Origin of the sequence: Sagittula marina (assembly GCF_014196795.1) — a bacterium.
Taxonomy (GTDB): Bacteria; Pseudomonadota; Alphaproteobacteria; order Rhodobacterales; family Rhodobacteraceae; genus Sagittula; species Sagittula marina.
Window position 1 is genome coordinate 61944 of sequence record NZ_JACIEJ010000010.1, and the last position, 24069, is coordinate 86012.

At 60.8% G+C, this 24069-nt stretch carries 23 protein-coding genes and 1 riboswitch; of the genes, 20 read left to right on the top strand and 3 right to left on the bottom strand.

Translation table 11 applies throughout. From position 1 onward, the window contains the following. The first annotated feature begins 14 nt into the window (after positions 1–14). Positions 15–728, top strand: coding sequence for a TetR/AcrR family transcriptional regulator (locus tag GGQ68_RS18035; protein WP_183968458.1), 714 nt, complete (start codon positions 15–17; stop codon positions 726–728). 58 nt (positions 729–786) lie between these two features. On the opposite strand, the gene GGQ68_RS18040 is transcribed toward GGQ68_RS18035, so the two are convergent. Then, positions 787–1776: a cytochrome P450 family protein gene (locus tag GGQ68_RS18040; protein ID WP_183968460.1), complete on the bottom strand. Its 990-nt coding sequence runs from the start codon at positions 1774–1776 to the stop codon at positions 787–789. Between the two features lie 13 nt (positions 1777–1789). Further along, a complete protein-coding gene (locus GGQ68_RS18045; protein WP_183968462.1) occupies positions 1790–2350 on the bottom strand; it encodes a pyridoxamine 5'-phosphate oxidase family protein in 561 nt (186 codons plus the stop codon). A gap of 232 nt (positions 2351–2582) precedes the next feature. On the opposite strand from GGQ68_RS18045, the gene GGQ68_RS18050 reads away from it, so the two are divergent. The 7 genes from GGQ68_RS18050 to GGQ68_RS18080 all read left to right on the top strand — a co-directional run bounded on the left by GGQ68_RS18050 (position 2583) and on the right by GGQ68_RS18080 (position 10237). Then, the gene (locus GGQ68_RS18050) at positions 2583–2816 is read left to right on the top strand and encodes a phosphopantetheine-binding protein (protein WP_183968464.1); all 234 of its coding nucleotides are present in this window, start codon (positions 2583–2585) and stop codon (positions 2814–2816) included. 17 nt (positions 2817–2833) lie between these two features. Then, a complete protein-coding gene (locus GGQ68_RS18055) occupies positions 2834–3556 on the top strand; it encodes a class-II aminoacyl-tRNA synthetase family protein (RefSeq protein WP_183968466.1) in 723 nt (240 codons plus the stop codon). After that, a complete protein-coding gene (locus GGQ68_RS18060; protein WP_183968468.1) occupies positions 3549–5069 on the top strand; it encodes an AMP-binding protein in 1521 nt (506 codons plus the stop codon). The genes GGQ68_RS18055 and GGQ68_RS18060 overlap by 8 nt, the downstream gene beginning before the upstream one ends. Next, positions 5062–5844 (top strand): MBL fold metallo-hydrolase, encoded by a 783-nt coding sequence (locus tag GGQ68_RS18065; protein ID WP_183968470.1) that lies wholly within the window; start codon positions 5062–5064, stop codon positions 5842–5844. The genes GGQ68_RS18060 and GGQ68_RS18065 overlap by 8 nt, the downstream gene beginning before the upstream one ends. Before the next feature lie 3 nt (positions 5845–5847). Continuing rightward, positions 5848–6165, top strand: coding sequence for a 2Fe-2S iron-sulfur cluster-binding protein (locus GGQ68_RS18070; protein ID WP_183968472.1), 318 nt, complete (start codon positions 5848–5850; stop codon positions 6163–6165). A 204-nt stretch (positions 6166–6369) separates the two neighbouring features. After that, positions 6370–6828 carry a PAS domain-containing protein gene (locus tag GGQ68_RS18075; RefSeq protein ID WP_183968474.1) on the top strand — a complete coding sequence of 153 codons (459 nt, stop codon included), beginning with the start codon at positions 6370–6372 and terminating at the stop codon, positions 6826–6828. Between the two features lie 4 nt (positions 6829–6832). Beyond that, the gene (locus tag GGQ68_RS18080) at positions 6833–10237 is read left to right on the top strand and encodes a CheR family methyltransferase (RefSeq protein ID WP_183968476.1); all 3405 of its coding nucleotides are present in this window, start codon (positions 6833–6835) and stop codon (positions 10235–10237) included. 2 nt (positions 10238–10239) lie between these two features. On the opposite strand, the gene GGQ68_RS18085 is transcribed toward GGQ68_RS18080, so the two are convergent. Beyond that, positions 10240–10635, bottom strand: a complete 396-nt coding sequence (locus GGQ68_RS18085) for a response regulator (RefSeq protein ID WP_183968478.1) — start codon at positions 10633–10635, stop codon at positions 10240–10242. A gap of 114 nt (positions 10636–10749) precedes the next feature. Between GGQ68_RS18085 and GGQ68_RS18090 the strand changes: the two genes are divergently transcribed. The 12 genes from GGQ68_RS18090 to GGQ68_RS18145 all read left to right on the top strand — a co-directional run bounded on the left by GGQ68_RS18090 (position 10750) and on the right by GGQ68_RS18145 (position 23823). After that, positions 10750–11388: an exonuclease domain-containing protein gene (locus tag GGQ68_RS18090; RefSeq protein WP_246429421.1), complete on the top strand. Its 639-nt coding sequence runs from the start codon at positions 10750–10752 to the stop codon at positions 11386–11388. 246 nt (positions 11389–11634) lie between these two features. Next, positions 11635–13194, top strand: a complete 1560-nt coding sequence (locus GGQ68_RS18095; protein ID WP_183968480.1) for an ABC transporter substrate-binding protein — start codon at positions 11635–11637, stop codon at positions 13192–13194. A 125-nt stretch (positions 13195–13319) separates the two neighbouring features. Beyond that, positions 13320–14300 carry an ABC transporter permease gene (locus GGQ68_RS18100; RefSeq protein WP_183968482.1) on the top strand — a complete coding sequence of 327 codons (981 nt, stop codon included), beginning with the start codon at positions 13320–13322 and terminating at the stop codon, positions 14298–14300. Next, complete coding sequence (locus GGQ68_RS18105; RefSeq protein WP_183968483.1) at positions 14297–15259, top strand: ABC transporter permease; 963 nt, start codon at positions 14297–14299, stop codon at positions 15257–15259. Before GGQ68_RS18100 ends, GGQ68_RS18105 begins: the two co-directional genes overlap by 4 nt. A gap of 4 nt (positions 15260–15263) precedes the next feature. Beyond that, positions 15264–16256 carry an ABC transporter ATP-binding protein gene (locus GGQ68_RS18110; protein WP_183968485.1) on the top strand — a complete coding sequence of 331 codons (993 nt, stop codon included), beginning with the start codon at positions 15264–15266 and terminating at the stop codon, positions 16254–16256. Further along, positions 16253–17311: an ABC transporter ATP-binding protein gene (locus GGQ68_RS18115; RefSeq protein WP_183968487.1), complete on the top strand. Its 1059-nt coding sequence runs from the start codon at positions 16253–16255 to the stop codon at positions 17309–17311. Before GGQ68_RS18110 ends, GGQ68_RS18115 begins: the two co-directional genes overlap by 4 nt. Position 17312: 1 nt before the next feature. Beyond that, the gene (locus tag GGQ68_RS18120) at positions 17313–18290 is read left to right on the top strand and encodes a LysR family transcriptional regulator (RefSeq protein WP_183968489.1); all 978 of its coding nucleotides are present in this window, start codon (positions 17313–17315) and stop codon (positions 18288–18290) included. A 3-nt stretch (positions 18291–18293) separates the two neighbouring features. Beyond that, positions 18294–19916 carry a peptide ABC transporter substrate-binding protein gene (locus tag GGQ68_RS18125; protein ID WP_183968491.1) on the top strand — a complete coding sequence of 541 codons (1623 nt, stop codon included), beginning with the start codon at positions 18294–18296 and terminating at the stop codon, positions 19914–19916. 60 nt (positions 19917–19976) lie between these two features. Further along, positions 19977–20909, top strand: a complete 933-nt coding sequence (locus GGQ68_RS18130; RefSeq protein ID WP_183968493.1) for an ABC transporter permease subunit — start codon at positions 19977–19979, stop codon at positions 20907–20909. Further along, positions 20906–21880: an ABC transporter permease gene (locus GGQ68_RS18135; RefSeq protein ID WP_246429422.1), complete on the top strand. Its 975-nt coding sequence runs from the start codon at positions 20906–20908 to the stop codon at positions 21878–21880. Before GGQ68_RS18130 ends, GGQ68_RS18135 begins: the two co-directional genes overlap by 4 nt. After that, positions 21881–22843 (top strand): ABC transporter ATP-binding protein, encoded by a 963-nt coding sequence (locus GGQ68_RS18140; protein ID WP_183968495.1) that lies wholly within the window; start codon positions 21881–21883, stop codon positions 22841–22843. Further along, positions 22840–23823, top strand: a complete 984-nt coding sequence (locus tag GGQ68_RS18145; protein ID WP_183968497.1) for an ABC transporter ATP-binding protein — start codon at positions 22840–22842, stop codon at positions 23821–23823. The genes GGQ68_RS18140 and GGQ68_RS18145 overlap by 4 nt, the downstream gene beginning before the upstream one ends. Positions 23824–23865: 42 nt before the next feature. Further along, positions 23866–24004: riboswitch (FMN riboswitch) on the top strand. The last annotated feature ends 65 nt before the right edge of the window (positions 24005–24069 follow it).

Below are 24069 nucleotides of genomic sequence, written 5' to 3' on the forward strand. Positions count from 1 at the left end.
TCAGGGAAGCACAGATGAAGACGAGCAAGAACAAGATTGTGATCGCGGCGCGCGACCTGATGCGGGACAAAGGATACACCGGTACGTCGATGCAGGATGTCGCCAACGTGGTCGGCCTGAAGAAAGGCAGTCTTTACAGCCACTTCCCCGGCAAAGATGCGCTGGTGCCCGAAGTTCTGACCCTGACGTTCAGCGAAATTTTCGGCGATATCAAGGCAACCGGAAACTGGCGTGCGGATTATGAGCGCACGCTGAACAGGTTGATAAACGTGCTGACATCCAACCGGCGCTGCGTCGGCATGCACCTCGCCTATGGTCTGGATGATTCGGCCCCTGTGCTGCACGACGCCGTGGCAGAGTTCTTCGGGGCGATCAGCGGGCTGTTTCACGACCTGATCCGCCAAGGGGTGCCTGATCCGCAGGCCCATACGCTGTCCGTGGACACGCTGACAGCCGTCGAAGGGGCGACGCTTTGGCTCGCACTGCACGGTGACACCCAGCCCATCCAACGTGCGCGGACTGCTTTGCTGGACCGGGCCAACAGCCTGGCCGTCGATACGCCGTGCGAAAAGGTCCGCGCCCTGCTGACCAAGATGGTCGGCGATTGGCAACAGGCCAGCATGGTGGAGAAATGCCTCGCGGAGCGGCTGATAGATGCCGAAGACGAGCTGATCAGCCTGCGTGGCGCATTGGCAGGTCAGGCCGAGGCAGAAGCCTGCTTCCGCTGAGCCGAAACGCGAAACGGCCCGCTGTCATGGCGAGCCGTTCGATGAGAAATTCGGGCCGTCAGGCCAATTCAAGCGCGCTGGTGATCCGAACATCTCCGGGATCGCGGAAGTTCAGCGGACGCGGCGCGTCGAGATCCCCCTCGATCCGGTAACGCGCGCCGTCCAACGCGCTGAGCCGTTCGATCACCGCCTCCAGCTCCGCCTTGGCAAGCAAATGGCCGGGGCAGCTGTGCTTTCCCGCGCCAAAGGTGAAATCCATCGGAACGCCGGTTGCGGACATGGGGCAGGTCTTGTTCGCCGTGACGATATCGACGTGCACCAGATCACCCTTGGCAAAGGTCAGGCCGTCGATTTCCGTGTCCTGCTTGCAGTACCGTGTGGCGATGCCCAGAGGGGGATCGTTGCGCATATTGGTCGCAAGGAAGGATTTCACGCCCTCCTCGGCAATCCGCGCCGCGAACTGCGCCGGATCCTGCGCCCAAAGCAACAGCATGCATTTCATGGCCACGAAGGTCGTTTCGCCCGCGGCATAGGAGAACAGCAGCAACTCGTTGCGCTGACGTTCATCGTCCAGCCCGTCAAAAAGCGCATGGGTCGCGGCAAAGGGCCCCTCTTGCAGGTAGGTCCGGGCGGCCATGACCTCCGGGTTGCGCGCGTTGGTTTCCAGGAAATCCGTGATCGCGCGCAGTTTGGTGTGGTGCTCGATCGGGTCGATGTCCTCCAACCCGAGCAAAAGCAACAACACCCGGTTCGGAATATAGACCGCCGCCGCCAGCAGGTCATCTTGTTCGGCGGCATGTGCGAACCCTTCGTCGACCGCGCGGGCAATCATGCCCTGCACCTCGGGGCTGGCGATGCGCGCAGGCAGGAATTGCGCCATCCAGCTGCGCTTGCGCTCCACATGCGTTGCGGCCTCCGTATCCAGAACAGACGGCCCGAAAATCTGACGCGTTGCGCGAAAGGGATGGTCGACCCCGAAATCGGGGCTGCGAAAGATCTTCATCCCGGTGGCGTAATCGGTCACGGTCACATTGGCGGTCTGTTTCATGTTGTCCTCTCGGTCACGAATGGGAAAGCGGGTCAACGCTGCTTTGGTCCACAACCAGACGCGGAATGCGCGCCTGACAATTTCCGTAGGCTTGTTGAATGGTCACCTTAACGAAAGCCTGCGCAGAGGGCCATTTTTCGCGCACCGCGTCATCGGCGTCCTGCACCTCGGCCCGGCCATTGATGCGCATCCGCGACTGACGTTCGAAATCCATGAACAGCATTCCGATTTGCGGATTCCCCAGGATATTGCCTAGACTTTGGTAGAGGCCGTTGCCCTGAAAATCCGGGAATATCACTGTTTGCGGATCGGGCACCCAGACGAGCGGTTGCGGCCCCGCGGCACCATATTCGCGACCCCGGAAACTGGCGTCGCAAAAGCCTTCCGGGCTGCTGGTGGCGATAAAGAAAAACGGCAATCTGGCAAGGTATTGGCCAATGGAAAGGGATATGCGCGTGCGGATCATCTGCCCGATGTTGTCGTCGCCCCATTGATAGACGGGATTGGGGTAACGGCTCGCCATTTCGCGTTCACCGGCGTGCAGCGGCGAATCAAATTCCTTGAACGTATCCATGGGCACACTCCTGCGCTTTCGCACCATTCGACCAAATTACACACTTGCGAGCGTGGTTGATTCCGGCTCACAAAGGGGTTGTTAAACTTACGAACGGTTGGTAGCAAGTTTTTCGTATCGGCACGACCGGGTTGGGGGACTTGTCGATTTTAAGTGCTTTGCCGACACGCGCGGTCGTCCAATGATTGCGTCCTCCGGCATGGCTTGGCTGATAGTCCATGGAGAGCACGAGATGGATGACCTATTGAAATTGCTGAACGAAATCACGACCCAAAAGCATGAAATCATCGGTCCCCAGACCGAACTGATCATGAGCGGGATTCTGGACAGCATGAACATCGCGGCCCTGATCGCCTACATCGAGACTCAGACGGGCAAACCTCTGCCAATTGGCGATTTGGACCTGATGAAACTCGGCACCCCCGACGATATCCAGCGCAACTTCCTGCAGTACGAGGGCGCGTGATGGCCTCTGAGCACCGTATGGCAATCACCGCGGAATTCGAGCGGACGCTCGATGACATGCTGGCCGGACTGACCTGCTTTTCCGGCGCAGAGGAAAAGCGACTGGCGCCGCTATTGCCGCGCGACTTCGTTCTGGCGGGCAACTATATCAAGAGCTTTCCACAGCACGCATTCAGCGTCGACAATTCCATCAACTCCGATGAACAGTATTTGCTGTCCCCCACTTGCTGCTATCCGGTCTTCTATGACCTCAAGGACAGCCAGCACGGCGAGAGCTTTCTGATCACCCACAAGAACCTGTGCTTTCGCTGCGAAGAATTCTATGCCGAAGGCCGCCGTCAGATCGCCTATACCATGCGTGAATACATCCTGATGTCGGACACGCTCGACACCGTGACCGCGTGGATCGACGCCGTGAAATTGCAGGTGGTGGATGCGCTGTCGGACCTTGGCCTGAAAGCCGAGCTGGAGGTCGCCACCGACCCGTTTTTCAACAGCAACGATTACAAGCAGGCGTTTCAGCGCGACCAGAAGCTGAAGCATGAGTTCGTAATCGGCGGCGTTGCCTGCGGGTCCGTGAACCTGCACCTGAAGGCGTTCTCGCGCTCGTGCAACATCACGTCTCATGAAGGGCACGACTATTACAGCGCGTGCTTTGGCCTTGGTTACGACCGGGTGCAGCACCAATATGATCTGGCCCGCGCGGCCGCTGACGCAAAAGGAGCTCTCGAACATGTATGATGCGAATGTCCTGGCCTCGAAACTGGCCACTGCCGGCGGCTCCCGCGCGGAAAAGACCCTCATCACCCGCGACGACACCGGCACCACCACCACCTACGGGCAGTTCTTTGGCAACGCCGAACGCAGCGCGGCCCTGCTGACAGAGCTGGGCGTGACCGCGGGCGACACCGTTCTGGTCTATGCGCCGAAATCCGTGGCCTCGCTGGAGCTGTATTTCGGCTGCCTGCTGGCGGGCGCGGTCTACACGCCGATCAACCCGGCCATTCCGATGGACGATATTGCCTATTTTGTGGGCGACGCCAAACCCGCGCTGATCGTCAGCGACGAAAGCCGCCGCGCCGCCTGCGAGGGGGAAGCCGCCGGCATCCCCGTGCTGACCATCAACGAAAACGACAGCGGAAGCTTCATCGACCGCCGCGACAGCCTGCCCACCGGCTTTGACGCCTGCCCGCGCGCAGCAAGTGATCCGGCGGCGATCCTTTACACCTCCGGCACCACCGGGCGGCCAAAGGGCGTGGTGCACAGCCATGCTTCGCTGGCCTCCAACGCCGAGGTTCTGGTCCGCACATGGGATTTCTCGGAAAGCGACGTGCTGATCCACGCCTTGCCGATCTTCCACCTGCACGGGCTGTTCACCGCGATGAACGTGATCCTGTCGGTTGGCGCCTCCTGCGTGTTCCTGCCAAAGTTCGACCGCGACCGCGTGCTGTCGCTGATGCCGCAGGCCACCGTGATGATGGGCGTGCCCCCGTTCTACATGAGCCTGCTCGACGCACCCAACCTGACAGAGGCAACGCGTAACATGCGGGTGTGCATTTCCGGCTCCGCGCCGATGCTGCCGCAGACGCACGATGCGTGGAAACAGGCGACCGGCAAGATGATCCTCGAACGCTATGGCATGACCGAATGTTCGATGATCGCGTCCAACCCCTACGACGCCGAACGCCGCCCCAACAGCGTGGGCTTCCCGCTCGACGGCACGGAAATCCGCATCACCGACATGAAAACGGGTGACACCCTGCCCCAGGGCGACACCGGCATGATCGAAATTCGCGGGCCGAACCTGTTCGACGGCTACTACAACAAGCCGGAGAAGACAGCCGAGGACATGCGCGACGACGGGTTCTTTATCTCCGGTGATTTCGGGCGCTATGACGCGGATGGCTACCTGTACGTGCTGGGCCGGGTTAAGGACGCGATCTTTGCCGAGGCGGGCGTCGTGATGCCCAAGGAGGTCGAAGAGCTGGTCGACGCCCAGCCCGGCGTGGCCGAAAGCGCCGTCATAAGCGTGAAGCATCCCGAAAAGGGCAATGTCCCGGTTGCGGTGATCGTTGGCGACGCGGTGAACACCTCTGCTGTCCAGAGCGCCCTGCGCGACGCCCTGCCCGCGCACAAGGTGCCGGAGAAATATCTGACCGTGGACGCGCTGCCGCGCAATGCCATGGGCAAGGTGCAAAAAGCCGCCCTGCGCGAAACCTATGCGGATCTCTTTGCAGGTGATCTCGTTGCCTAACTCACGCACCCACGACATGGACGGCGCCGAAACCGGCGTCGTTCAGCTGACCGCCGGACGGGCCTGTTTCCCCAACCTGATCTACATCGCCTATGACCGCGCCAGCGGCGACGCGGTGGTGATAGATCCCGGTTGGGCGTCCGAGACCATTGTCGATGCGGCCAAGGAACGTGGCCTGACCCTGCGCGCAATCCTTGTGACCCACGGCCATCGCGATCACACCGAGGCGGTCGAAACGCTCAGCGCGCAAGCGGATCTGCCGGTCTGGGGCACGCGCCCCTGCCTCGACACGCTTGACCTGCCCGCACACCGCGAGCGGGTTCTGACAACTGATCAGCGGCTGCGCGTCGGGGCACTGGCCATCACAGCGCTTTTGACGCCGGGGCATACGGCCTGCTCCGTCTCATATATCGTTGGCGACTGCCTGTTCCCCGGTGACACGCTGTTCATCGAAGGCTGCGGGCTGGTGGCCACGCCAAACGGCGATGCCGGCGATCTGTTCCGCAGTTGCGCCCGGCTGAAGCGCTCTGTTCCCGATGCCGCGCGGGTCTTTCCCGGCCATGAATACGCCCGCCCCGTGGGGATGCGTTTCGATGCCGTGAAAGCGACCAACTTCTACCTGCGGCTGGAAACCGAAGAGAACTTCACCGCCTTTTGCAACCGGCCCCGTCGGGGCCTGAAACCTCCGATGGTGGGCACCGTTCCGGATATGGTCGCCAGGATACACGACCACTCCGTGCCCACCCAAGATCACTCCATGAAACAAGCAGGCTGACGTATGCCCACAGTGACCTTTCTCGAAGCCGACACCCGGACGGTGGTGCAGGCCCCGGCCGGAATTTCTCTGATGGAGGCGGCGACACGCAACGGCATCGCCGGTGTTGTGGCGGCTTGCGGTGGCGGCTGCTCCTGCGCGACGTGCATGGTGCATCTCGACGCGGACTGGTTCGCGCGCGTCGGGGCACCTGATGACAACGAACAGATGATGATCGAATTCGGCGTCGACCCGCGTGAGACCAGCCGCCTGTCCTGCCAGATCGTCCTTACAGAAGAGATGGATGGACTGGTTGTCGAAGTGCCTGACAATCAGGTCTGACAAGACTTGTCCTGCCACCCCGGTGGCGGGCAAATTTAAGCCAGTTTACGCAAGGTGCGACTTGCACCCGCGGCAGAACACGGCAAAATGGCGTCTGCCCGCAATCAAGCCTTCTGCCAGCTTTCGGATCCATGCCTGATGTCTCTTCCTGACCCCATTGCCGACTTGTTGGCGAGAAGTTCCATTGCCATATGTGTCGGAGACATGGGGGAAGAGGATTGCCCGCTGGTTGCTGCGAACGACAGGTTCCTGTCCATCACCGGTTACGATCGCGACGAAATCATCGGGCGCAATTGCCGATTTCTTCAGCCAAAGGAGGGCGCAGGCCCGGTGCGCAAAAGAATGCACACCTTCCTGTATTCCGAAGGACCCAAGGACGAGCAGTTCATCGTGCCGAACGTGCGTAAGGATGGCACTGAATTCGTTAACCTTGTCTACATGTCCAAGCTGGTGAAAGACGGCGAGACGTCGTTTGTGCTGGCATCGCAGTTCGATATCAGCCGCGCCACCGCGGCCTCGGCCACAAAGTATGCCGAATTGCTGACCCGCGACGTGCGTACGCTTCACGATGTTCTGAACCCGTCGCAATACGATATCATGGCCAGTTATCCTATTATGGCCAATACAACTGCTTTGATCGCACGGGTCCGACTGGATTACTGAGAAGATGAAAAACACTTTCCCTGTGATTGGCGTTGGCGCCTCCGCCGGTGGCTTGGAAGCGTTGCGGGAGTTGTTCTCTGGAAAGTCCGGCGATGGCATGCCGGGGATGGCCTTCGTGGTGATCCAGCACCTCGATCCGAACCATGAATCGCTCATGGCGCAGTTGATTGAGCGCTACACCAACATGACGGTGACGCAGGCCTGTGGCGGCGAGGACCTCGAAGAGAACCACATCTATGTCATCCCGCCCGGACATGGTCTGTCTGTCCATGACGGCACCCTGCAACTGACCGAATTCACTGATCCGCGCGGATTGCGCCGTCCCATCGACGATTTCTTTGAGGCGCTCGCCATTGACATCGGACCTCAGTCGGCCTGTGTCATCCTGTCTGGCACCGGTGCGGACGGCACGCGCGGCCTGCGGGCCATCAAGGAGCACGGCGGGCTGTGCGTGGTGCAGACCCCCGAAAGCGCCAGCTACGACGGGATGCCGACGTCGGCGATTGGTACGGGTCTGGCAGACTTCGTGACGCATCCCAGCGATATCCTGAGCGTGCTTGGACGCTTCTTCAAATACGGAAAAGACCTGCCCGACGACGAAAATTCGAACGAGATTTTCGACCATATCACCGATATCTGCGATACGATTTCGGACACGTTGGGGCATGATTTCTCGATGTACAAACGGTCCACCCTGTCGCGGCGCATTGCCCGCCGGATGCAGGTGTTGGGACTGGAATCGCCCAAGGATTACCTCGACAGAGTGCGCCGCGACAGCGAGGAACGCTCGGCCCTGTTTTCCGACCTGCTGATCAACGTCACCCGATTTTTCCGCGATCCCGGCGAATTTGAACGGCTGGAAACCAAGGTCATCCAACCGCTGATCGACAGCTGTGAGCCTGAAGGCAGCATTCGCGTCTGGGTCGCGGGATGTTCCAGTGGCGAGGAGGCCTACTCCATCGCGATGCTGCTGCATCACAACATAATGAAAAGTGGCAAGTCCGTGCGCGCGCAAGTGTTTGCCACGGACATCGACGCCAAGATGCTCGATATTGCGCGCGGCGGGACGTATCCGCTGGCCGCGCTGCCGGACATCCCCGAACACCTGCGCAACCGCTACACCGTGAACAACAATTCCAGCTTTTCGGTGACCCAGTCCGTTCGGGATATGGTCCGGTTCAGCCTGCACAGCCTTATCAAGGACCCGCCCTTCCCCAAGATGGACCTTGTGTCCTGCCGCAACCTTTTGATCTATTTCGATGAGGATCTGCAGCGCGAGGTCGTGCCGCTGCTGCATTTCGCGCTGAGCGAAGAGGGATACCTGTTCCTTGGCTCCTCGGAAGCGATTGGCCGTTTTGAGGATCTGTTCCAGACCGAGGACCAGACGCACCGTCTGTTCAAGCGCAAACCTGCGATAGGTCGCTATAATCTGCGCCTTCCGAAACGGCGCGGGACCCGTCAAACGGCCAGCCGCGAACGTCATGGTCAGGTGCCTCAGAGCCTGCCCGAGGATAGTTTCGAACAACAGGCGTTGCGCCGCCTTGCAGAGGCCTACGCACCTGTCAGCATGTTGCTCGACCCCAGTGGGAACCTCATTCAACGCTACGGTAACCTTTCGAAATTCCTGGATTTTCCGGATCGGACGGACCGTCAGGTGCATGTGCCCAGCCTGGCCAAGCTTGGCCTGCGCGAAGTCATCGGCGGCCTTGTCCGCGACGCCAACACCAATCAGCGACGCCTGATTTCGCGGGGCGTCGAGGTGCAGACCGGCTTTGGCACGCTTCCTTGCGATGTGATGTGCGAACCGTTGCGCGAAGAAGGCGCGCTGCTGGTGGTGATCCGTGAAACCGGCGACATGGTTCCCGGCGTGCCCGATGGTTTCGAGGAAGTTGCCCCTGATGAGAGCCACCTGCGCTACCTTGAGCAGGAGCTGCAAGCGACCCGTCATCGGCTGAACACCACCGTCGAAGAGCTTGAGACCACCAACGAGGAACTCAAAAGCTCGAACGAAGAAATGATGTCGATGAACGAGGAGCTTCAGTCGACGAACGAAGAGTTGACGACGGTCAACGACGAACTGAAGAACAAGGTCGACCAGTTGATGATGGCCAACTCCGACCTGTCGAACTTCTTCAATTCCACCGAGCTCGTGGTTGTGGTGGTCGACGCCGAGGTCCGCATCCGCAGCTTTACCGAAGCAGCCGCCGAACTGTTCAATCTCAAAAGCCAGCACGTGGGGCGCCTTTTCTCGGACGTGTCCGGCGAACTGGATGACACCAATCTGATCTCGCCGTTGAACAAGGCCGTGGGTAAGGCGGAAACCAGCGAATTCCGTATTTCCTCCAAGGCAATGCAGCGGGATTTCGTCGCGCGCACTCTGCCCTACCGGCGCCAGGATGGTGAATATGACGGTGCAACGCTGGTGTTGGCAGACGTCACCGAAGCGCTGCGTCTGGAGCAAAGCCTCGAAGAGGAACGTCAACGCTTGCGGCTGGCGCTCGAAGTGGCGCGCATCGGTATTTGGGAATACGAGCCTGAAACCGACGTCATCCGCATCGACGAAACCGAGCGCAAACTGCTCGATCTGGGTGCAGATTTCGACGACCGGATGGAGCCGCTCCTTGCCCGGCTGCGCTCGGAAGACCGTGATCGCGTGAACCAGGCGCTCCGCCAATCCATGAACGGCACGCGTGATTTCAACGAGACGTTCTCTATTGAACTGGCCGATGGCCGCGTTCGTTGGCTGCACGGCATGGGTCGCCGGTTCGAGCGTGACAACAGCAACAAATTCGTCGGCGTGACCTATGATGTCACCGCCGAACGAGACCTGCTGGACCAGCGGGAACTGATGATCCGCGAGATGAACCACCGGGTGAAGAACCTTTTCGCCATCATCTCTGCGCTGATTTCGATTTCATCGCGCGAGGCAGAAGACGTGTCAGCCTTTGCGATCAGCCTGCGTTCCCGCATCCGCGCGCTGGCCGAAAGCCACGGCCTGACCAACAACGGGGCCGATGTGCAGCACGCCATGCTGCACGAGCTCGTGCAAACTGTCCTGCGACCGTCGCTGTCGTCGCAGACGATCAAGCTGTCGGGACCTGATCTGGAGATTCAAGTCGATCAGATCACATCGCTGGCGCTGATCCTGCATGAGTGGGGTACAAATTCCACGAAATATGGCGCTTTGTCCTTGCCCGATGGCAAGCTGAGCATCACGGTCAGTGTCCAAGCCGCAACTGCGCATATTCGGTGGATCGAAACTGGACGCACGGATCAGATGACCGAAAGACCCGGTTTTGGCACCTCCCTTGTGGAGGCGACCGCGCATCAGTTGCAGGGGTCGGTGTCAGGCGCTGCGACGGAAAACGGCTTTGAACGGACGCTGACGATTCCCTACACAGCAACCTGAGGTTACTCGGCGGCGGTCGGTGTCTTGACTTCGTAGCTGTCAAGCGCTTCGCAGACTTGCTGCGGCAGGGCCGGTTTGTGCAGACGGGGCGCGTCGTGAAATTCTGCCTGCAGGTTCGCCGGGCTCAGGTCGCCGCTGATAAACACAAGGCCAACGCCACGGTCGCGCAATTCGCGCGCCAAAGGCCAGACTTGTTCCTTGCCGATGTTGATGTCGAGAAGGGCAAGTTCGGGTGTCGAGCCTTCGATCAATTCAAACGCCTGCTGCATGCTGAACGCCGGACCAAGCACATTCAGGCCGCAATCCTCGACCGTGGCGGCGAGATCCATCGCAATCAGTGCCTCATCGTCCAGCACAAGGACCGTACCTGTATTCACTTTCGGCGTTTCAAACGTCACCTGCTGGCTCCTGTCATGGCGAATAGTGGGTGTGAAACGGGATACAGCACATTTGGTTCCCGCAAAAACCAGAGACATTATTTGCAAGTGACTAAAATACACAACCCTTACCATATGATTGATATTGAAGGGGTCTCTGCCAGCCGTGACCTTGGAGCGCCGCTGGAATTGCTTTATACGCGTGCCGTCCACTCCGAGGATTTCACCATGCCTTCAATGCGTTCCGTCCTGCCACCGCTGCCGAGCGGGCCCTTTCGATTCTTTGCGCTCGACGTCGAGACAGCGAACAATCAACGCGGGAGTATCTGCCAGATGGGCCTCGCAGGGGTGCGACATTCCGGCCAGATCGAAACATGGACATGTTTTGTTGATCCTCAAACCGACGATTGGTCCTGCACCCGGATCCATGGCATCACCGGCAGCCATGTTCTCGGCGCGCCACTGATCTGCGATGTGATCGACCTGCTTGAAGATCCGTTGAGCGACCACGTGATTTACCAGCATTCCGGATTTGACCGCGCGGCCATCGCCGCCGCCTGCAAAACCCATCAGCGCGACGCCCCGGACTGGCAATGGCGCGACAGCGTACAGGTGGCGCGCAAGGCCTGGCCAGAGCTGAAGGGAAACGGCGGGCACGGGCTGGCGTCCCTGAAACAGCACCTCGGTTTGTCCTTCCGCCACCATGACGCCGGCGAAGATGCGCGTGCTGCTGCAGAGGTGGTCCTGCGCGCCGAGACGGTATTTGCTGGCTGAGTCCTTGCCAAGGATCATGACTGCGTCGCCTGTTTTTTGATCAAACTGGCTGTGACGATGCGTCACCAGGCGTTTAATGGTTCATCCGTTGCCGTGAGGACTTCTGGTAACAGACTGATAAAACGTCTTATTTCGGGTATGCATTTCGCTCATGCCCACCACGCATCACCTCATGCAGCATCGGCATTTGCATATCGTCAACGCTGCTCCTTACGCTCCGACCATCAAAAAATCAGGGAGCCCTTCATGTCATTTCTAAAATCTTGCGTTGCAGCCACGGCGCTGGCGACCGCCTTTGCAGGAACCGCCCACGCCGAAATCAGTGTCAATGTTGCCTATGACGCGGACCCGGTATCGCTCGACCCGTATGAGCAGCTTTCCGGTGGTACGCTGCAGCTCAACCACATGGTTTTTGACCCGCTGGTGCGCTGGACGCAGGACCTGCAATTCGAAGGCCGTCTGGCGGACAGCTGGGAACAGATCGACGACACCACCATGCGCTTCAATCTGCGCGAAGGCGTCAAGTTCCACTCCGGCAACGAGATGACCGCCAAGGACATCGAATGGACCTTTGACCGCATCAAGCAATCCCCCGATTTCAAGGGCATTTTCGCCCCCTTCACCGGTATCGAGGTGGTGGACGATTACACCGTTGATCTGAAGACAGCCGAGCCCTACCCGCTCGTTCTGCACACCGCGACCTATCTCTTCGCGATGGATTCCGAGTTCTATACCGGCGAGACCGAAGACGGTGCCGACAAGGCCGAAGTGGTCAAGCACGGCGACAGCTTTGCCTCGCGCAACATCTCCGGCACCGGCCCGTTTACAGTGTCCGAACGTGAGCAGGGCGTGAAGGTCACTTTCGACCGTTTTGACGGCTACTGGGACACTGAATCCGAGGGCAACGTTGACGAGATCGTCCTGACCCCGATCAAGGAAGACCCGACGCGCGTGGCGGCCCTGCTGTCCGGCGACGTGGACTTCATCGCGCCGGTGCCGCCGACCGACCTCAAGCGTCTCGAAGATGCCGACGGCGTGAACCTGATCACCATGCCCGGCACGCGCATCATCACCCTTCAGATGAACCAGGAGCGTGTCGAAGCCTTCAAGGACCCCAAAGTTCGCATGGCCGTCGACTATGCCGTGAACAACGCGGGCATCGTGGACCGCATCATGCGCGGCTTCGGCACCGTGGCGGCGCAGGCTTCCCCGGTGGGCTACGCAGGCCACGTCGAGGGCATGGAACCGCGCTATGACGTGGCGAAGGCCAAGGAACTGATGGCCGAAGCAGGCTACGAGGATGGCTTTTCCATCACCATGATGGCGCCGAACAACCGCTATGTGAACGACGACAAGATCGCGCAGGCGGTGTCCTCGATGCTGAGCCAGATCGGCATCACGGTCGACCTTCAGACCCTGCCGAAAGCGCAATACTGGCCGGAATTCGATGCACGCGCTGCGGACATCATGATGATCGGCTGGCACTCGGACACCGAGGATTCGGCCAACTTCCACCAGTTCCTGACCGCCTGCCCGGACGAAGAGACCGGCAACGGCCAGTACAACTCCGGCAACTTCTGCAACGAAGAAGCCGACGCACTGATGGTCAAGGCCAACAACGAAACCGACCCGGAAGCGCGCGCCGCCCTCCTGCAAGAGCTGGAGCAGCTGCTGTTCGACGAAGCGGCCTTTATCCCGCTGCATTGGCAGGACCTTGCCTGGGGCGCGAAGGACGGCATGAACGCGGATGAAATCGTGAACGCGCTGAACTTCCCTTACTTCGGCGATCTGGTCGTCTCCGAGTAATCGACTTTCGCGGGGGTACTGCCCCTCGATGACTGCCGCGGGCCATGGTTTGAGTGACTGAACCATGGCCCGCGTGCACATCTGCCGGGACATTCCGGCCAAGAACTCCAAGAGGACCGCCATTCATGTTCGCCTACCTCGTCAAACGAGTCTTTCAGGCCATCGCCGTGATGCTGGTGATTTCCCTGATCGGCTTTGCCATTCAGGGCAATCTCGGTGATCCCCTCCGCGAACTGGTGGGCCAGTCCGTGTCAGAGGAAGTCCGCCAGGAGCTGCGCGACGATCTGGGGCTGAACGATCCCTTTCTGGTGCAATACTGGCGGTTCCTCGGCAACGCGCTGCAGGGCGACCTCGGCACCTCGTATTTCTTCAAGGAGCCCGCCGTCGACGTGATCCTGAAAAAGCTGCCCGCCACGCTGGAGCTGGTGTTTGGCGCGACGCTGATCATTGTCGGGCTGTCCGTGCCGCTTGGCGTCTATACAGCGATCAAGCCGAATTCATGGATCAGCCGCGCCATCATGGCGATTTCCATCATCGGCATTTCCATCCCGGTGTTCCTGACCGCCATCCTGATGATCTACCTGTTTTCGGTCGAATTGGGCTGGGCCCCGTCGTTCGGCCGCGGCGAAACGGTGCATGTGATCGGCTACTGGGACACGAATTTCCTGACCGTGGACGGCTGGGCGCATATCATCATGCCGTCGATCGCGCTGTCGTCCATCATGCTGCCCATGTTCATCCGGCTGATCCGGGCCGAGATGATGGAAGTGCTGCAATCGGAATACGTCCGCTTTGCCAAGGCCAAGGGCATCGCACCATGGCGCATCTACTTTGTCCACGCTTTGAAAAACACGCTGCTGCCCGTCATCACCGTGGGCGGCGTGCAGATCGGCACCATGGTTGCCTACACCATCCTGACCGAAACCGTGTTCAGCTGGCCGGGCATGGGGTCCATGTTCCTTGAGGCCGTGAACCGCGTCGATACGCCCCTGATCGTGGCTTACCTGATCGTCGTCGGCTTTATCTTCGTGGTGACAAACACAATCGTCGACCTGATCTACGGGTTGGTCAATCCCACCGTCAAACTCGCGAGGCTGGGCGCATGACCGACCAATCCGCTGAAAATCCCGTGCTGATCGCGCGCCGCCCGTCCCGCCTCAAGGAGATCTGGCAGGGCAACATTGGCTACAGCTTTCGCCGCAACCCGGTGGCCATCGTGTCGCTGGCGGTCTTTGTGATCATCACGGCGCTGGCGCTGCTGGCCCCGGTGCTGGCCCCGTTTGACCCCTATGATCCGGCCTCCATCGACATCATGAACAGCGAATACCCGCCCGCGTGGGTGGACGGATCGCTGCCGGGGTTCTGGCTGGGCACCGATGACCAGGGCCGCGATTTGTGGTCCACGATCCTCTACGGCACGCGCCTGTCGCTGATGATCGGCCTGTGCGCCGTGGTGGTGCAAGCGTTCCTCGGCATTTCCATCGGCCTGATCTCTGGCTACGTGGGCGGGCGCACGGACAGCATCCTGATGCGCCTCGCAGACATTCAGTTGTCGTTTTCGACGCTTATGGTGGCCATCATCTTCCTGGCACTGACGCAGGCGCTGTTCGGGTCCGAGGTGTTTGCGCAATACGCCGTCTTCTTTTTGATCGCGGTGATCGGCGTGGCGGAGTGGCCGCAATACGCCCGCACCGTGCGCGCCACCGTTCTGGCGGAAAAGAAAAAGGAATACGTCGATTCCGTGCGTGTCCTTGGCTTTGGCCCCGGTCGCATCATGGTGCGCCACATCCTGCCGAATTCGCTGTCGCCGATTTTTGTGATCTCCACGGTGCAGGTGGCCAACGCGATTATCTCCGAAGCCTCTCTGTCGTTCCTTGGCCTTGGGATGCCACCGTCGCAGCCCTCGCTTGGATCGCTGATTTCCGCAGGCTTCGACTACATCCTGTCTGGTTCGTGGTGGATCACCGTGATCCCCGGCGTGGTGCTGGTGGTGCTGGTGCTGGTCATCAACCTGCTGGGCGACTGGGTGCGTGATGTGCTCAACCCGAAACTCTACAAGGGGTGATGACATGAGCCTGCTTTCCGTCCGTGACCTTACCGTCAAATTCTCGAACCGCGGCCAGTCTGTCACCGCGCTGAACGGCATCTCCTTCGACATTGCGCGCGGCGAACGCGTGGGCGTGGTGGGTGAATCCGGCGCGGGCAAGTCGATCACCGGCTTTGCCATGATGAACCTGCTGTCCCGCCCCGGCTACATCGACGGCGGGCAAGTCCTGTTCGAAGGCAAGGACGTTCTGAAGATGTCCGCCCGAGAGCAACGATCGTTGCGCGGCAACCGGATGGCGATGATCTTTCAGGATCCGATGGTCACGCTGAACCCCGTGCTGACCATCGGTCAGCAGATGGTGGAAACGCTCCGCGCCCACCGCAAGCTGTCCCACGAAGAGGCCCGCCAGATCGCCACGGTCAAGCTCAAGGAGGTCTACATCCCCTCACCCGAGGCGCGGCTGGACCAGTATCCGCACGAATTGTCCGGCGGGATGCGCCAGCGGATCGTGATCGCCATGGCGCTGCTGCTCGACCCGCAGCTTATCATCGCGGACGAGCCGACCACCGCGCTTGACGTGACGATCCAGGCCGACATCATGGAACTGCTGCTGGAGATGTGCCGGTCGAACATGGTGGGGCTGATGCTGATCACCCATGACCTTGGCGTCGTGTCACAGGTGACGGAACGCACGCTGGTCATGTACGCGGGCCGCATCATCGAGGCGGGCAAGACCCGGTCGATCATCAATGACCCGCAGCACCCCTATACCCAAGGGCTGATCAACGCGCTGCCGCAACAGACCCCGCCGGGATCGCGCCTGAAACAGATCCCCGGCTCGATGCCGTCGCTCAACGCCATGCCATCGGGTTGTCCATTCCACCCGCGCTGCCCGCTGGCCAACGACCTGTGTCGCACGACCATGCCCAAAGTGGTGCAGTACGCCGACGTGGAAGTCGCCTGCCACGAGGTGCAACGCCTGCAATCGGACCTTACATCGGAGGCGGCCCAATGACCCCCAAAGACACCGGCGCCTTGCTGCAAATCCGCAATCTGGAAAAGCGGTTCGACGTGGACAGCGGATTTCTCGAAAGCCTGAAGTTTCGTGGCGGCAAAATCGTGCGCGACACGACCTCCGTGCATGCGGTCAACGACATCTCCTTTGACATCGGTCGGGGGGAGGCCGTCTGCGTCGTGGGGGAATCCGGCTGTGGCAAATCCACCGTCGCACGCATGGTGGCCAACCTGCTGCAACCGTCTGGCGGCTCCATCACCTATGACGGCCAGCGGATCGATACGCTGAAAGGGCGCGACCTGCTGCCCATTCGCAAGAAGATCCAGATGGTGTTCCAGAACCCTTACGCCTCGCTCAACCCCCGCATGACCATCGGGCAGACGCTGGAAGAGCCGACGAAGTATCATAACCCGGACGCCAATGCAGGAGAGGTGCGCGACAAGGTCGCCGCCGTGATGAAATCCGTGGGCGTCGATCCCAACTGGGCGGCGCGCTATTCGCATGAGTTGTCCGGCGGCCAGCGTCAGCGCATCGCCATTGCCCGCGCCCTGACCGTGGACCCGGAGTTCATCGTGGCGGACGAGCCGATCTCGGCGCTGGACGTGTCGATTCAGGCGCAGGTTCTGAACCTGATGCTGGAGATGCAGGAAAAGCACGACATCACCTATCTGTTCATTACCCACGACCTGTCCGTGGTGGAACATTTCGGCACAAAGGTCGTCGTGCTGTATCTCGGCTCCATCTGCGAAGTGGCTGACACCCGCACGCTGTTCGCCGCGCCAAAGCATCCCTACACCAAGGCGCTGCTCTCCGCCGTGCCGCAGCTCAAGGATGACAAGCCGAATCACATTCGCCTCAAGGGTGAGATCCCGACGCCGATCAACCTGCCCTCAGGGTGCCCGTTCCAGACGCGCTGCCCCATGGCCAACGAAAGATGCCGCGTCGAAAAGCCCGCAAGCGTCACCCAACCCGACGGAAGCCTTGTGGCCTGCCACGCGGTCGAAGAGGGTCGAACGGAACCAGGGATTGAGTCGGGTGTAAAGGAGGCCGTCTAAGGTGGAGTTCAACTGGCTCAGGGATTTTATCGCACTCACCGCCACGCAGAGTTTCTCTCGCGCAGCCGAAGAGCGCCATGTCAGCCAGCCTGCCTTCTCACGCCGGATCCGCGCGTTGGAGGCGGCTATTGGCGCGACGCTTATCAACCGCGAAACGCTGCCCCTGTCACTGACCCCCGCCGGTGAGATTTTTCACGATCAGGCCGTGGCGATGCTTGGCCGGTTGGAAGAAACCATCGAGCGCTGTCAGGCGGCAGAGGTGGAGGACGAGAACCTGATCCGCCTTGCCGCGTCCCAGTCGCTGTACACCACCTACCATGGCCGACACATTCAGCCGCACGCCGACACCGGCGCGCTGTCCGTGGACCTTGGCGCGGTGGACTGGCCCGCCGAAAAATTCGCAGCCTCGCTGGTGTCCGGCAGCGTCGATCTGGTGATGGTCTACTGGCACCCGGCGCTGCAATTTCTGCGGCCGCTCGATCAGGGCGGGTTTGAACACATCACGCTGGCAAAGGACCGCTTCAGCCCGGTGTCGAAACCGGATGAGGCGGGGCAACCACAGTTCCGCCTGCCGGGGGACAAGACCCGCGCGCCGTTGATTTCCTACGGCTCGGCCTCTGTGCTGCGGCCCATCGTGGATGACATCCTGCAACGTCACGAAGGCATAGCCAACACGCTGCTTGTCAGCCAGAACGCGCTGTCCTCTTCGGTCAAGGCATTGATTTCCGAAGGGTTTGGCCTTGGCTGGTTGCCGCGCCGGTTTTGCGCCGCAGAGTTGGAGGCCGGCGCGCTGGTGCCCGCCGGGGATGCGCGGTTCGAGGCCGACATGGAAATCCGCGTCTACCGCCGCCGAGACAATCACAAACCAAAACTGGACCACGTCTGGAACGCCCTACGTGCGTCAGGCAATGGACCGGCTTCTGGCGCCACGTCACATGCGAATGTGACGCCGCTACACGCTACGAAAACAGGGAGTTAAAGAATGAAGACAACACGTCTCACACTGGCCGCGCTTATCGGCTCCACCATGTTGACCACCGCGGTCTTTGCCGCCGATGTGCCCGAGGGCACGACGCTGGCCGACGACCAGACCTACACCTACCGGGTGCTGGACGAATACGACAGCCTCGACCCCCAGCTGCTGGAAGGCGTCGACAGCTCCACCGTGGCGCGCGACCTGTTCGAGGGGCTCTACAACCTGGATGCCAAAGGCGACATCGTACCGGGCGTCGCGCTGAGCCATGAGGTCTCCGACGACAACCTCACCTACACCTTCACCCTGCGCGACGATGCCAAATGGTCCGACGGCAAGCCCGTCACCGCCGGCGACTTCGTCTATGCGTGGAAGCGGGCAGTGGCGCCGGAAACGGCCTCCCCCTATGCGTGGTACATGGAACTCATGTCCATCGACGGCGCGGCTGACATCATCGCAGGCGAGGCGGATCCCGACACGCTCGCGGTCAAGGCGCTGGATGACACCACGCTTGAGGTCACCCTGTCCAAGCCGCTGCCGTATTTTGCCGACATGGTGGCCCACACCACCGTGTTTCCCGCGCCGAAGTGGGCGATCGAGGAGCACGGCCAGGACTGGACCCGTCCCGGCAACATGGTCAGCAATGGCGCCTATGTCCTGACCGAACACGTCCAGAAGGAACGCCTCGTACGTGAGCGCAGCGACACCTACTGGGACAATGACAACACGGTGATCGAAAAGGTCGTTGCGCTGGTCATCGGGGATGAGAACCAGGCCCTGACCCGCTACAAGGCCGGCGAACTGGACAAGACCGACATCCCCGCCGGTCAGTACCCAAATCTGAAAGAAGAGCTGCCAGACGAAGCCTACGCCGTGCCGCGTCTGTGCAACTACTACTTCAGCTTCAACCTGTCCGATCAGGGGCCCGAGGCCTTCAAGGACGAGCGCGTGCGCAAGGCGCTTGCGCTGGCCATCGACCGCGATGTGATCGTGGATGCGGTCCTGAAGGGCGGCCAGTTCCCCGCCTACAACTTCACCCCCGCCGCCACCAATGGCTTTGAGATGCCGGACATCGATTACGCCGACATGACGCAGGCAGAGCGTGACCAGATGGCGATGGATCTGATGAACGAGGCGGGCTACGGCAAGGGCGGAGAGCCGCTGGAATTCTCCTACCTGTACAACACGTCGGAAAGCCACAAGCAGATCGCCATCGTCGCCACCCAGATGTGGAAGCAGAAGCTGGGCGCGCAGGTGACGCTGGACAACCAGGAATGGAAGGTCTTCCTCGAAAACCGGGGCAACCAGAACTATGACATGGCGCGCGGCGCATGGTGTGGCGACTACAACGAAGCCTCCACCTTCCTTGATCTGCTCGCGTCGAGCTCCGGTTACAACGATGCGAAGTACTCCAACGACCGCGTCGATGAGCTGCTGACCGAGGCGAAATCCTCGCATGACACCACGCCGCTTTATACCGAGATCGAACAGATCCTCGCCGAGGACATGCCGGTGATCCCGGTCTACCACTACTCTGTCAACATGTTGCTGAAGGACGACCTGAAGGGTTGGCCGATGGAGAACGTGATGCAAAAAATGTACTCGAAGGACTTCTACAAAGTCGCCGAGTGATACCGGTTGCCGCCCCCTGATGCGCGGGGGCGGCTCCTCCCTGACCGATAGGTTCCCGTCATGCTGCAATACACGTTCCGCCGCACCATTGCGGTGCTGCCGACGATCCTGTGTCTGATCGTCATCTGTTTCTTCTTGATGCGGCTGGCGCCGGGCGGTCCGTTCACCTCCGAACGGCCCCTGCCCCCGGCGATCATGGCCAATGTGCTGGAACGCTACGGCCTTGATCAGCCGCTGTATGTGCAGCTTTTCACGTATCTGAAGAACATCTTCTTCAATTTTGATTTTGGCCCCAGCTTTGCGCAGCGGGACCGCGATGTGAACGATATCATCGCCGCGGGCTTCCCGGTGACGCTGACTTACGGCTTCTGGTCTGCGGTGTTCGTCCTCGTGCTGGGGATTCCACTGGGTGTCATCGCCGCGCTGCGCCAGAACAGTTTCTGGGACTACGTGATGACCGGCTTTGCCATCTTCAGCCAGATCTTCCCGAACTTTGTGCTTGCGCCGCTGATGGTGCTGACCTTCACGCTGGCGCTTGGGCTGCTGCCCGGCGGAGGCTGGAACGGCGGTCAATGGGAATACGTCGTGATGCCCGCCGTGGCGCTTGGCACCTCGTATCTGGCCAACGTCGCCCGCATCACGCGGTCCTCGCTGCTCGAGGTGCTGGGCTCGCCCTACATCCGCACCGCGCGGGCGAAAGGCCTGCCGGAACGCACCATCATGATCCGTCACGCGTTGAAGCCCACGCTGCTGCCGGTGATTTCCTACATGTCGCCTGTGTTCGTCTACATGATCACGGGATCAGTCTTCATCGACGTGTTTTTCAGCACCGGCGGCATCGGGCAAAGCTTTATCGACGCGGCCTATACCCGCGATTACTCGGTCATCCTTGGCCTTGCGATCCTGTATTCCGTGCTGACCTTCGTGCTCAACCTCGCGGTGGATCTGGCCTACGCCGCCATTGACCCCAAAGTCCGGAGTGGCCTGAAATGACCAACACACAGACCACAGACAGCCCCGAAAACCATCCGCGCACCGCCTTTGGCGCGCGCCGCCAGTTTGAACAGGCCGAGCTTGCCGCCGCCGAAGAGATGATCACAAACCGATCGTTCTGGGCGGATGCGCGGCGGCGATTCTTCAAGAACCGCATGGCCATGATCGGCTGCGTCTTCCTGCTGGCGATCTTTCTGTTCGCGATCTTTGGCGGGCTGTTCGCGCAGTACAACATCGAGGAAATCGACTGGAGCCTGCTGGGCAACGTCGAAACCGAAGGCGGCCCGCGTCTGGACAACGGACACTGGTTCGGCGTCGACGAACTCGGCCGCGACCTTTACGCCCGCGTTGTGCAGGGCACGCGCGTTTCGCTTATGGTGGGGTTCCTCGCCGGTGTGGCGGCGGTGCTGATCGGATCGTGTTTCGGCGCCATCGCCGGGTATTACGGCGGACGCACCGACCAGATCATCATGGCGGCCTACAACATCACCCTGTCGATCCCCTACATCATCTTCTTCGTGGTCTGGCAGGCGTTCTTTGGCCGGTCGGTCACGCAGATGATCCTCGTGATGATCCTCATCAACTGGACCGCCGGGCTGCTGATCACGCGGGGTCAGGTCATGACCCTGAAAAACCGTGAATTTGTCGATGCCGCCCGCATGATGGGGCTGTCGGATTTCAAGATCATCGCCCGCCATATCCTGCCCAACATGCTGTGGGTGATCGTGATCTATACCTCCATCACCATCCCCGACGCGATCATGATGGAAAGCCTGGTGAGCTTCCTCGGCGTGGGCATTCAGGAACCGCAGACCTCATGGGGCGCGCTGATTTCCGAAGGTGCCTCGACCATGACCTACGGCACGCTCTGGCAGCTTTTGTTCCCGGCGCTGTTTTTCGCGGTGAACCAGATTTCGCTTTACTACATCGGGGACGGGCTGCGCGACGCGCTGGACCCGAAGGAACGCTAAATGACCCTACTCTCCGTTGAAAACCTCTCGATCCAGTTCGAGACACCCGATGGTCTGGTCCATGCTGTCAACGACGTGTCGTTTCAGATTGGCCGGGGCGAGACGCAGGCGCTGGTGGGCGAGTCCGGCTCCGGCAAGTCACAGATCGCGCTGTCAATCCTTGGGCTGCTGGCAAAGAACGCCCGCACCTCGGGCAAGATCCTGTACAACGGGCGCGACCTGCTGGCCATGTCGACGCGCGAGCTGAACAAGATCCGGGCCAAGGAGATCGCCATGATCTTTCAGGACCCGATGAGCTCTCTCAACCCCTACATGACCATTGAACGGCAGCTGAACGAAAGCCTCGAGCTGCACGAAGGACTGAAAGGCGACGCCGCCCGCCAGCGCGTCATCGAGGTCATGGATGCCGTCCAGATCCCCGACGCAAAGAACCGGCTGCGCAGCTATCCGCACGAGTTTTCCGGCGGGATGCGCCAGCGGATCGTGATCGCCATGGCGCTGCTGTGCAACCCCAAGCTGATCCTTGCGGATGAGCCGACGACCGCGCTTGACGTGACGGTGCAGGCGCAGATCATGCGGCTGCTCGAAGACATCCGGCGCGATTTCGACACGTCCATCCTGTTGATCACCCATGATCTGGGCGTGGTGGCCGGGGCCTGCGAAGACACGCTGGTGCTGTATTCCGGAAAGGTGATGGAGCGCGCAGGAACCCGCGCGCTGTTCGCTGAACCGCAACACCCTTACACGCGCGGCCTGCTGCGCGCCGTGCCCAACATCCATGACGACGACGGCGAGCTGCACGCCATTCCCGGCCAGCCGCCCAATACCATGCGCGCGCTGACGGGCTGTCCCTTTGCGCCGCGCTGCGTCGATGCGGTGGACGCCTGTTTTGCCACCGTCCCTGAGCTGACCGGCGAGACGCGTCAACGCGCCTGCATCCGCCCGGTGGAGGAGCTGACATGACCTTGCTCTCTGTGCGTGATCTGCACGTCGATTTCACCATCACCAACTCCGCGCCCTGGCCGTGGCAGACCCCGGACAAGGTGCGCGCCGTCAACGGTGTCACCTTTGATCTGGCGGCGGGCAAGACTCTTGGCATCGTCGGGGAATCCGGCTGTGGCAAATCCACCCTCATCCGCGCTATCGCCGGTCTGGCCACGCCGACCGGCGGCACCGTGCATCTGGACGGCAAGCAGGTGAATTACCTCGACCGCCGCAATGTGCTCGATCTGCGGCGCAATGTGCAGATGATCTTTCAGGACCCGGTGGCCTCGCTCAACCCGCGCATGACCGTGCAGCAAACCATCGAAGAGCCGATCCGCCAGTTCTTTCCGAAACGCTCTGCCGCCGATCGCAAGGCCCGCGTGACCGAACTGCTGGATCGCGTCGGCATCCCGCAGCGCAATGCCAACCGCTACCCGCACGAGTTCTCCGGCGGGCAATGCCAGCGGATCGGCATCGCCCGTGCGCTGGCTGCGGAGCCGCGCCTGCTGCTGTGTGACGAACCTGTCTCCGCGCTTGATGTCTCCATCCAGGCGCAGGTGATGAACCTCTTGCGCGACCTGCAACGCGAAATGAACCTGACGCTGATCTTTGTCGCGCATGACATCGGCATCGTGCGCCATATCTCCGACGACGTGCTGGTGATGTACCTTGGCGGCATGATGGAGCTGGGACGCGCCCGCGATGTTGTCCGCAACGCCCAGCATCCGTACACGCAGGCGCTGCTGTCGGCGGTGCCTGTGCCCGACCCGGACGTTAAGGTGATTCCCCAGATTCTCACCGGCGATCTGCCCTCTCCGCTGAATCTGCCGAAGGGCTGCTTCTTTCAGGGGCGCTGTCCGCACGCCGTCGCGGCCTGTGCCGACGCCCGCCCGGCGCTTCGCGACATAAACGGCGCGCAGGTGGCGTGCATCCGTGCTGAAGAAGTCGTTGCAAACTAATCATTTCAGGGCTGGATTTTCGATTTTGGATATGTATGTTCAGGCTGTTCTCAGGGCGGGGTGAAATTCCCCACCGGCGGTGATAGCCCGCGAGCGCTTCGATCCACACAGGATCGGGGGTCAAGCAGATCCGGTGGAACTCCGGGGCCGACGGTTAAAGTCCGGATGGAAGAGACGCGACGGACGGCGGGTTTACCCCTGTCGTGCGGCCGGAAGCCTTGGGACCTTTTGTATCCAACGGAGGGT

What these genes read in the sequence shown, in the direction of transcription:
- GGQ68_RS18035 (WP_183968458.1), top strand. Translation starts at nt 15, where the DNA reads ATGAAGACGAGCAAGAACAAGATTGTGATCGCGGCGCGCGACCTGATG.
- GGQ68_RS18040 (WP_183968460.1), bottom strand. Translation starts at nt 1,776, where the DNA reads ATGAAACAGACCGCCAATGTGACCGTGACCGATTACGCCACCGGGATG.
- GGQ68_RS18045 (WP_183968462.1), bottom strand. Translation starts at nt 2,350, where the DNA reads ATGGATACGTTCAAGGAATTTGATTCGCCGCTGCACGCCGGTGAACGC.
- GGQ68_RS18050 (WP_183968464.1), top strand. Translation starts at nt 2,583, where the DNA reads ATGGATGACCTATTGAAATTGCTGAACGAAATCACGACCCAAAAGCAT.
- GGQ68_RS18055 (WP_183968466.1), top strand. Translation starts at nt 2,834, where the DNA reads ATGGCAATCACCGCGGAATTCGAGCGGACGCTCGATGACATGCTGGCC.
- GGQ68_RS18060 (WP_183968468.1), top strand. Translation starts at nt 3,549, where the DNA reads ATGTATGATGCGAATGTCCTGGCCTCGAAACTGGCCACTGCCGGCGGC.
- GGQ68_RS18070 (WP_183968472.1), top strand. Translation starts at nt 5,848, where the DNA reads ATGCCCACAGTGACCTTTCTCGAAGCCGACACCCGGACGGTGGTGCAG.
- GGQ68_RS18075 (WP_183968474.1), top strand. Translation starts at nt 6,370, where the DNA reads ATGGGGGAAGAGGATTGCCCGCTGGTTGCTGCGAACGACAGGTTCCTG.
- GGQ68_RS18080 (WP_183968476.1), top strand. Translation starts at nt 6,833, where the DNA reads ATGAAAAACACTTTCCCTGTGATTGGCGTTGGCGCCTCCGCCGGTGGC.
- GGQ68_RS18090 (WP_246429421.1), top strand. Translation starts at nt 10,750, where the DNA reads ATGATTGATATTGAAGGGGTCTCTGCCAGCCGTGACCTTGGAGCGCCG.
- GGQ68_RS18095 (WP_183968480.1), top strand. Translation starts at nt 11,635, where the DNA reads ATGTCATTTCTAAAATCTTGCGTTGCAGCCACGGCGCTGGCGACCGCC.
- GGQ68_RS18100 (WP_183968482.1), top strand. Translation starts at nt 13,320, where the DNA reads ATGTTCGCCTACCTCGTCAAACGAGTCTTTCAGGCCATCGCCGTGATG.
- GGQ68_RS18105 (WP_183968483.1), top strand. Translation starts at nt 14,297, where the DNA reads ATGACCGACCAATCCGCTGAAAATCCCGTGCTGATCGCGCGCCGCCCG.
- GGQ68_RS18110 (WP_183968485.1), top strand. Translation starts at nt 15,264, where the DNA reads ATGAGCCTGCTTTCCGTCCGTGACCTTACCGTCAAATTCTCGAACCGC.
- GGQ68_RS18115 (WP_183968487.1), top strand. Translation starts at nt 16,253, where the DNA reads ATGACCCCCAAAGACACCGGCGCCTTGCTGCAAATCCGCAATCTGGAA.
- GGQ68_RS18125 (WP_183968491.1), top strand. Translation starts at nt 18,294, where the DNA reads ATGAAGACAACACGTCTCACACTGGCCGCGCTTATCGGCTCCACCATG.
- GGQ68_RS18130 (WP_183968493.1), top strand. Translation starts at nt 19,977, where the DNA reads ATGCTGCAATACACGTTCCGCCGCACCATTGCGGTGCTGCCGACGATC.
- GGQ68_RS18135 (WP_246429422.1), top strand. Translation starts at nt 20,906, where the DNA reads ATGACCAACACACAGACCACAGACAGCCCCGAAAACCATCCGCGCACC.
- GGQ68_RS18140 (WP_183968495.1), top strand. Translation starts at nt 21,881, where the DNA reads ATGACCCTACTCTCCGTTGAAAACCTCTCGATCCAGTTCGAGACACCC.
- GGQ68_RS18145 (WP_183968497.1), top strand. Translation starts at nt 22,840, where the DNA reads ATGACCTTGCTCTCTGTGCGTGATCTGCACGTCGATTTCACCATCACC.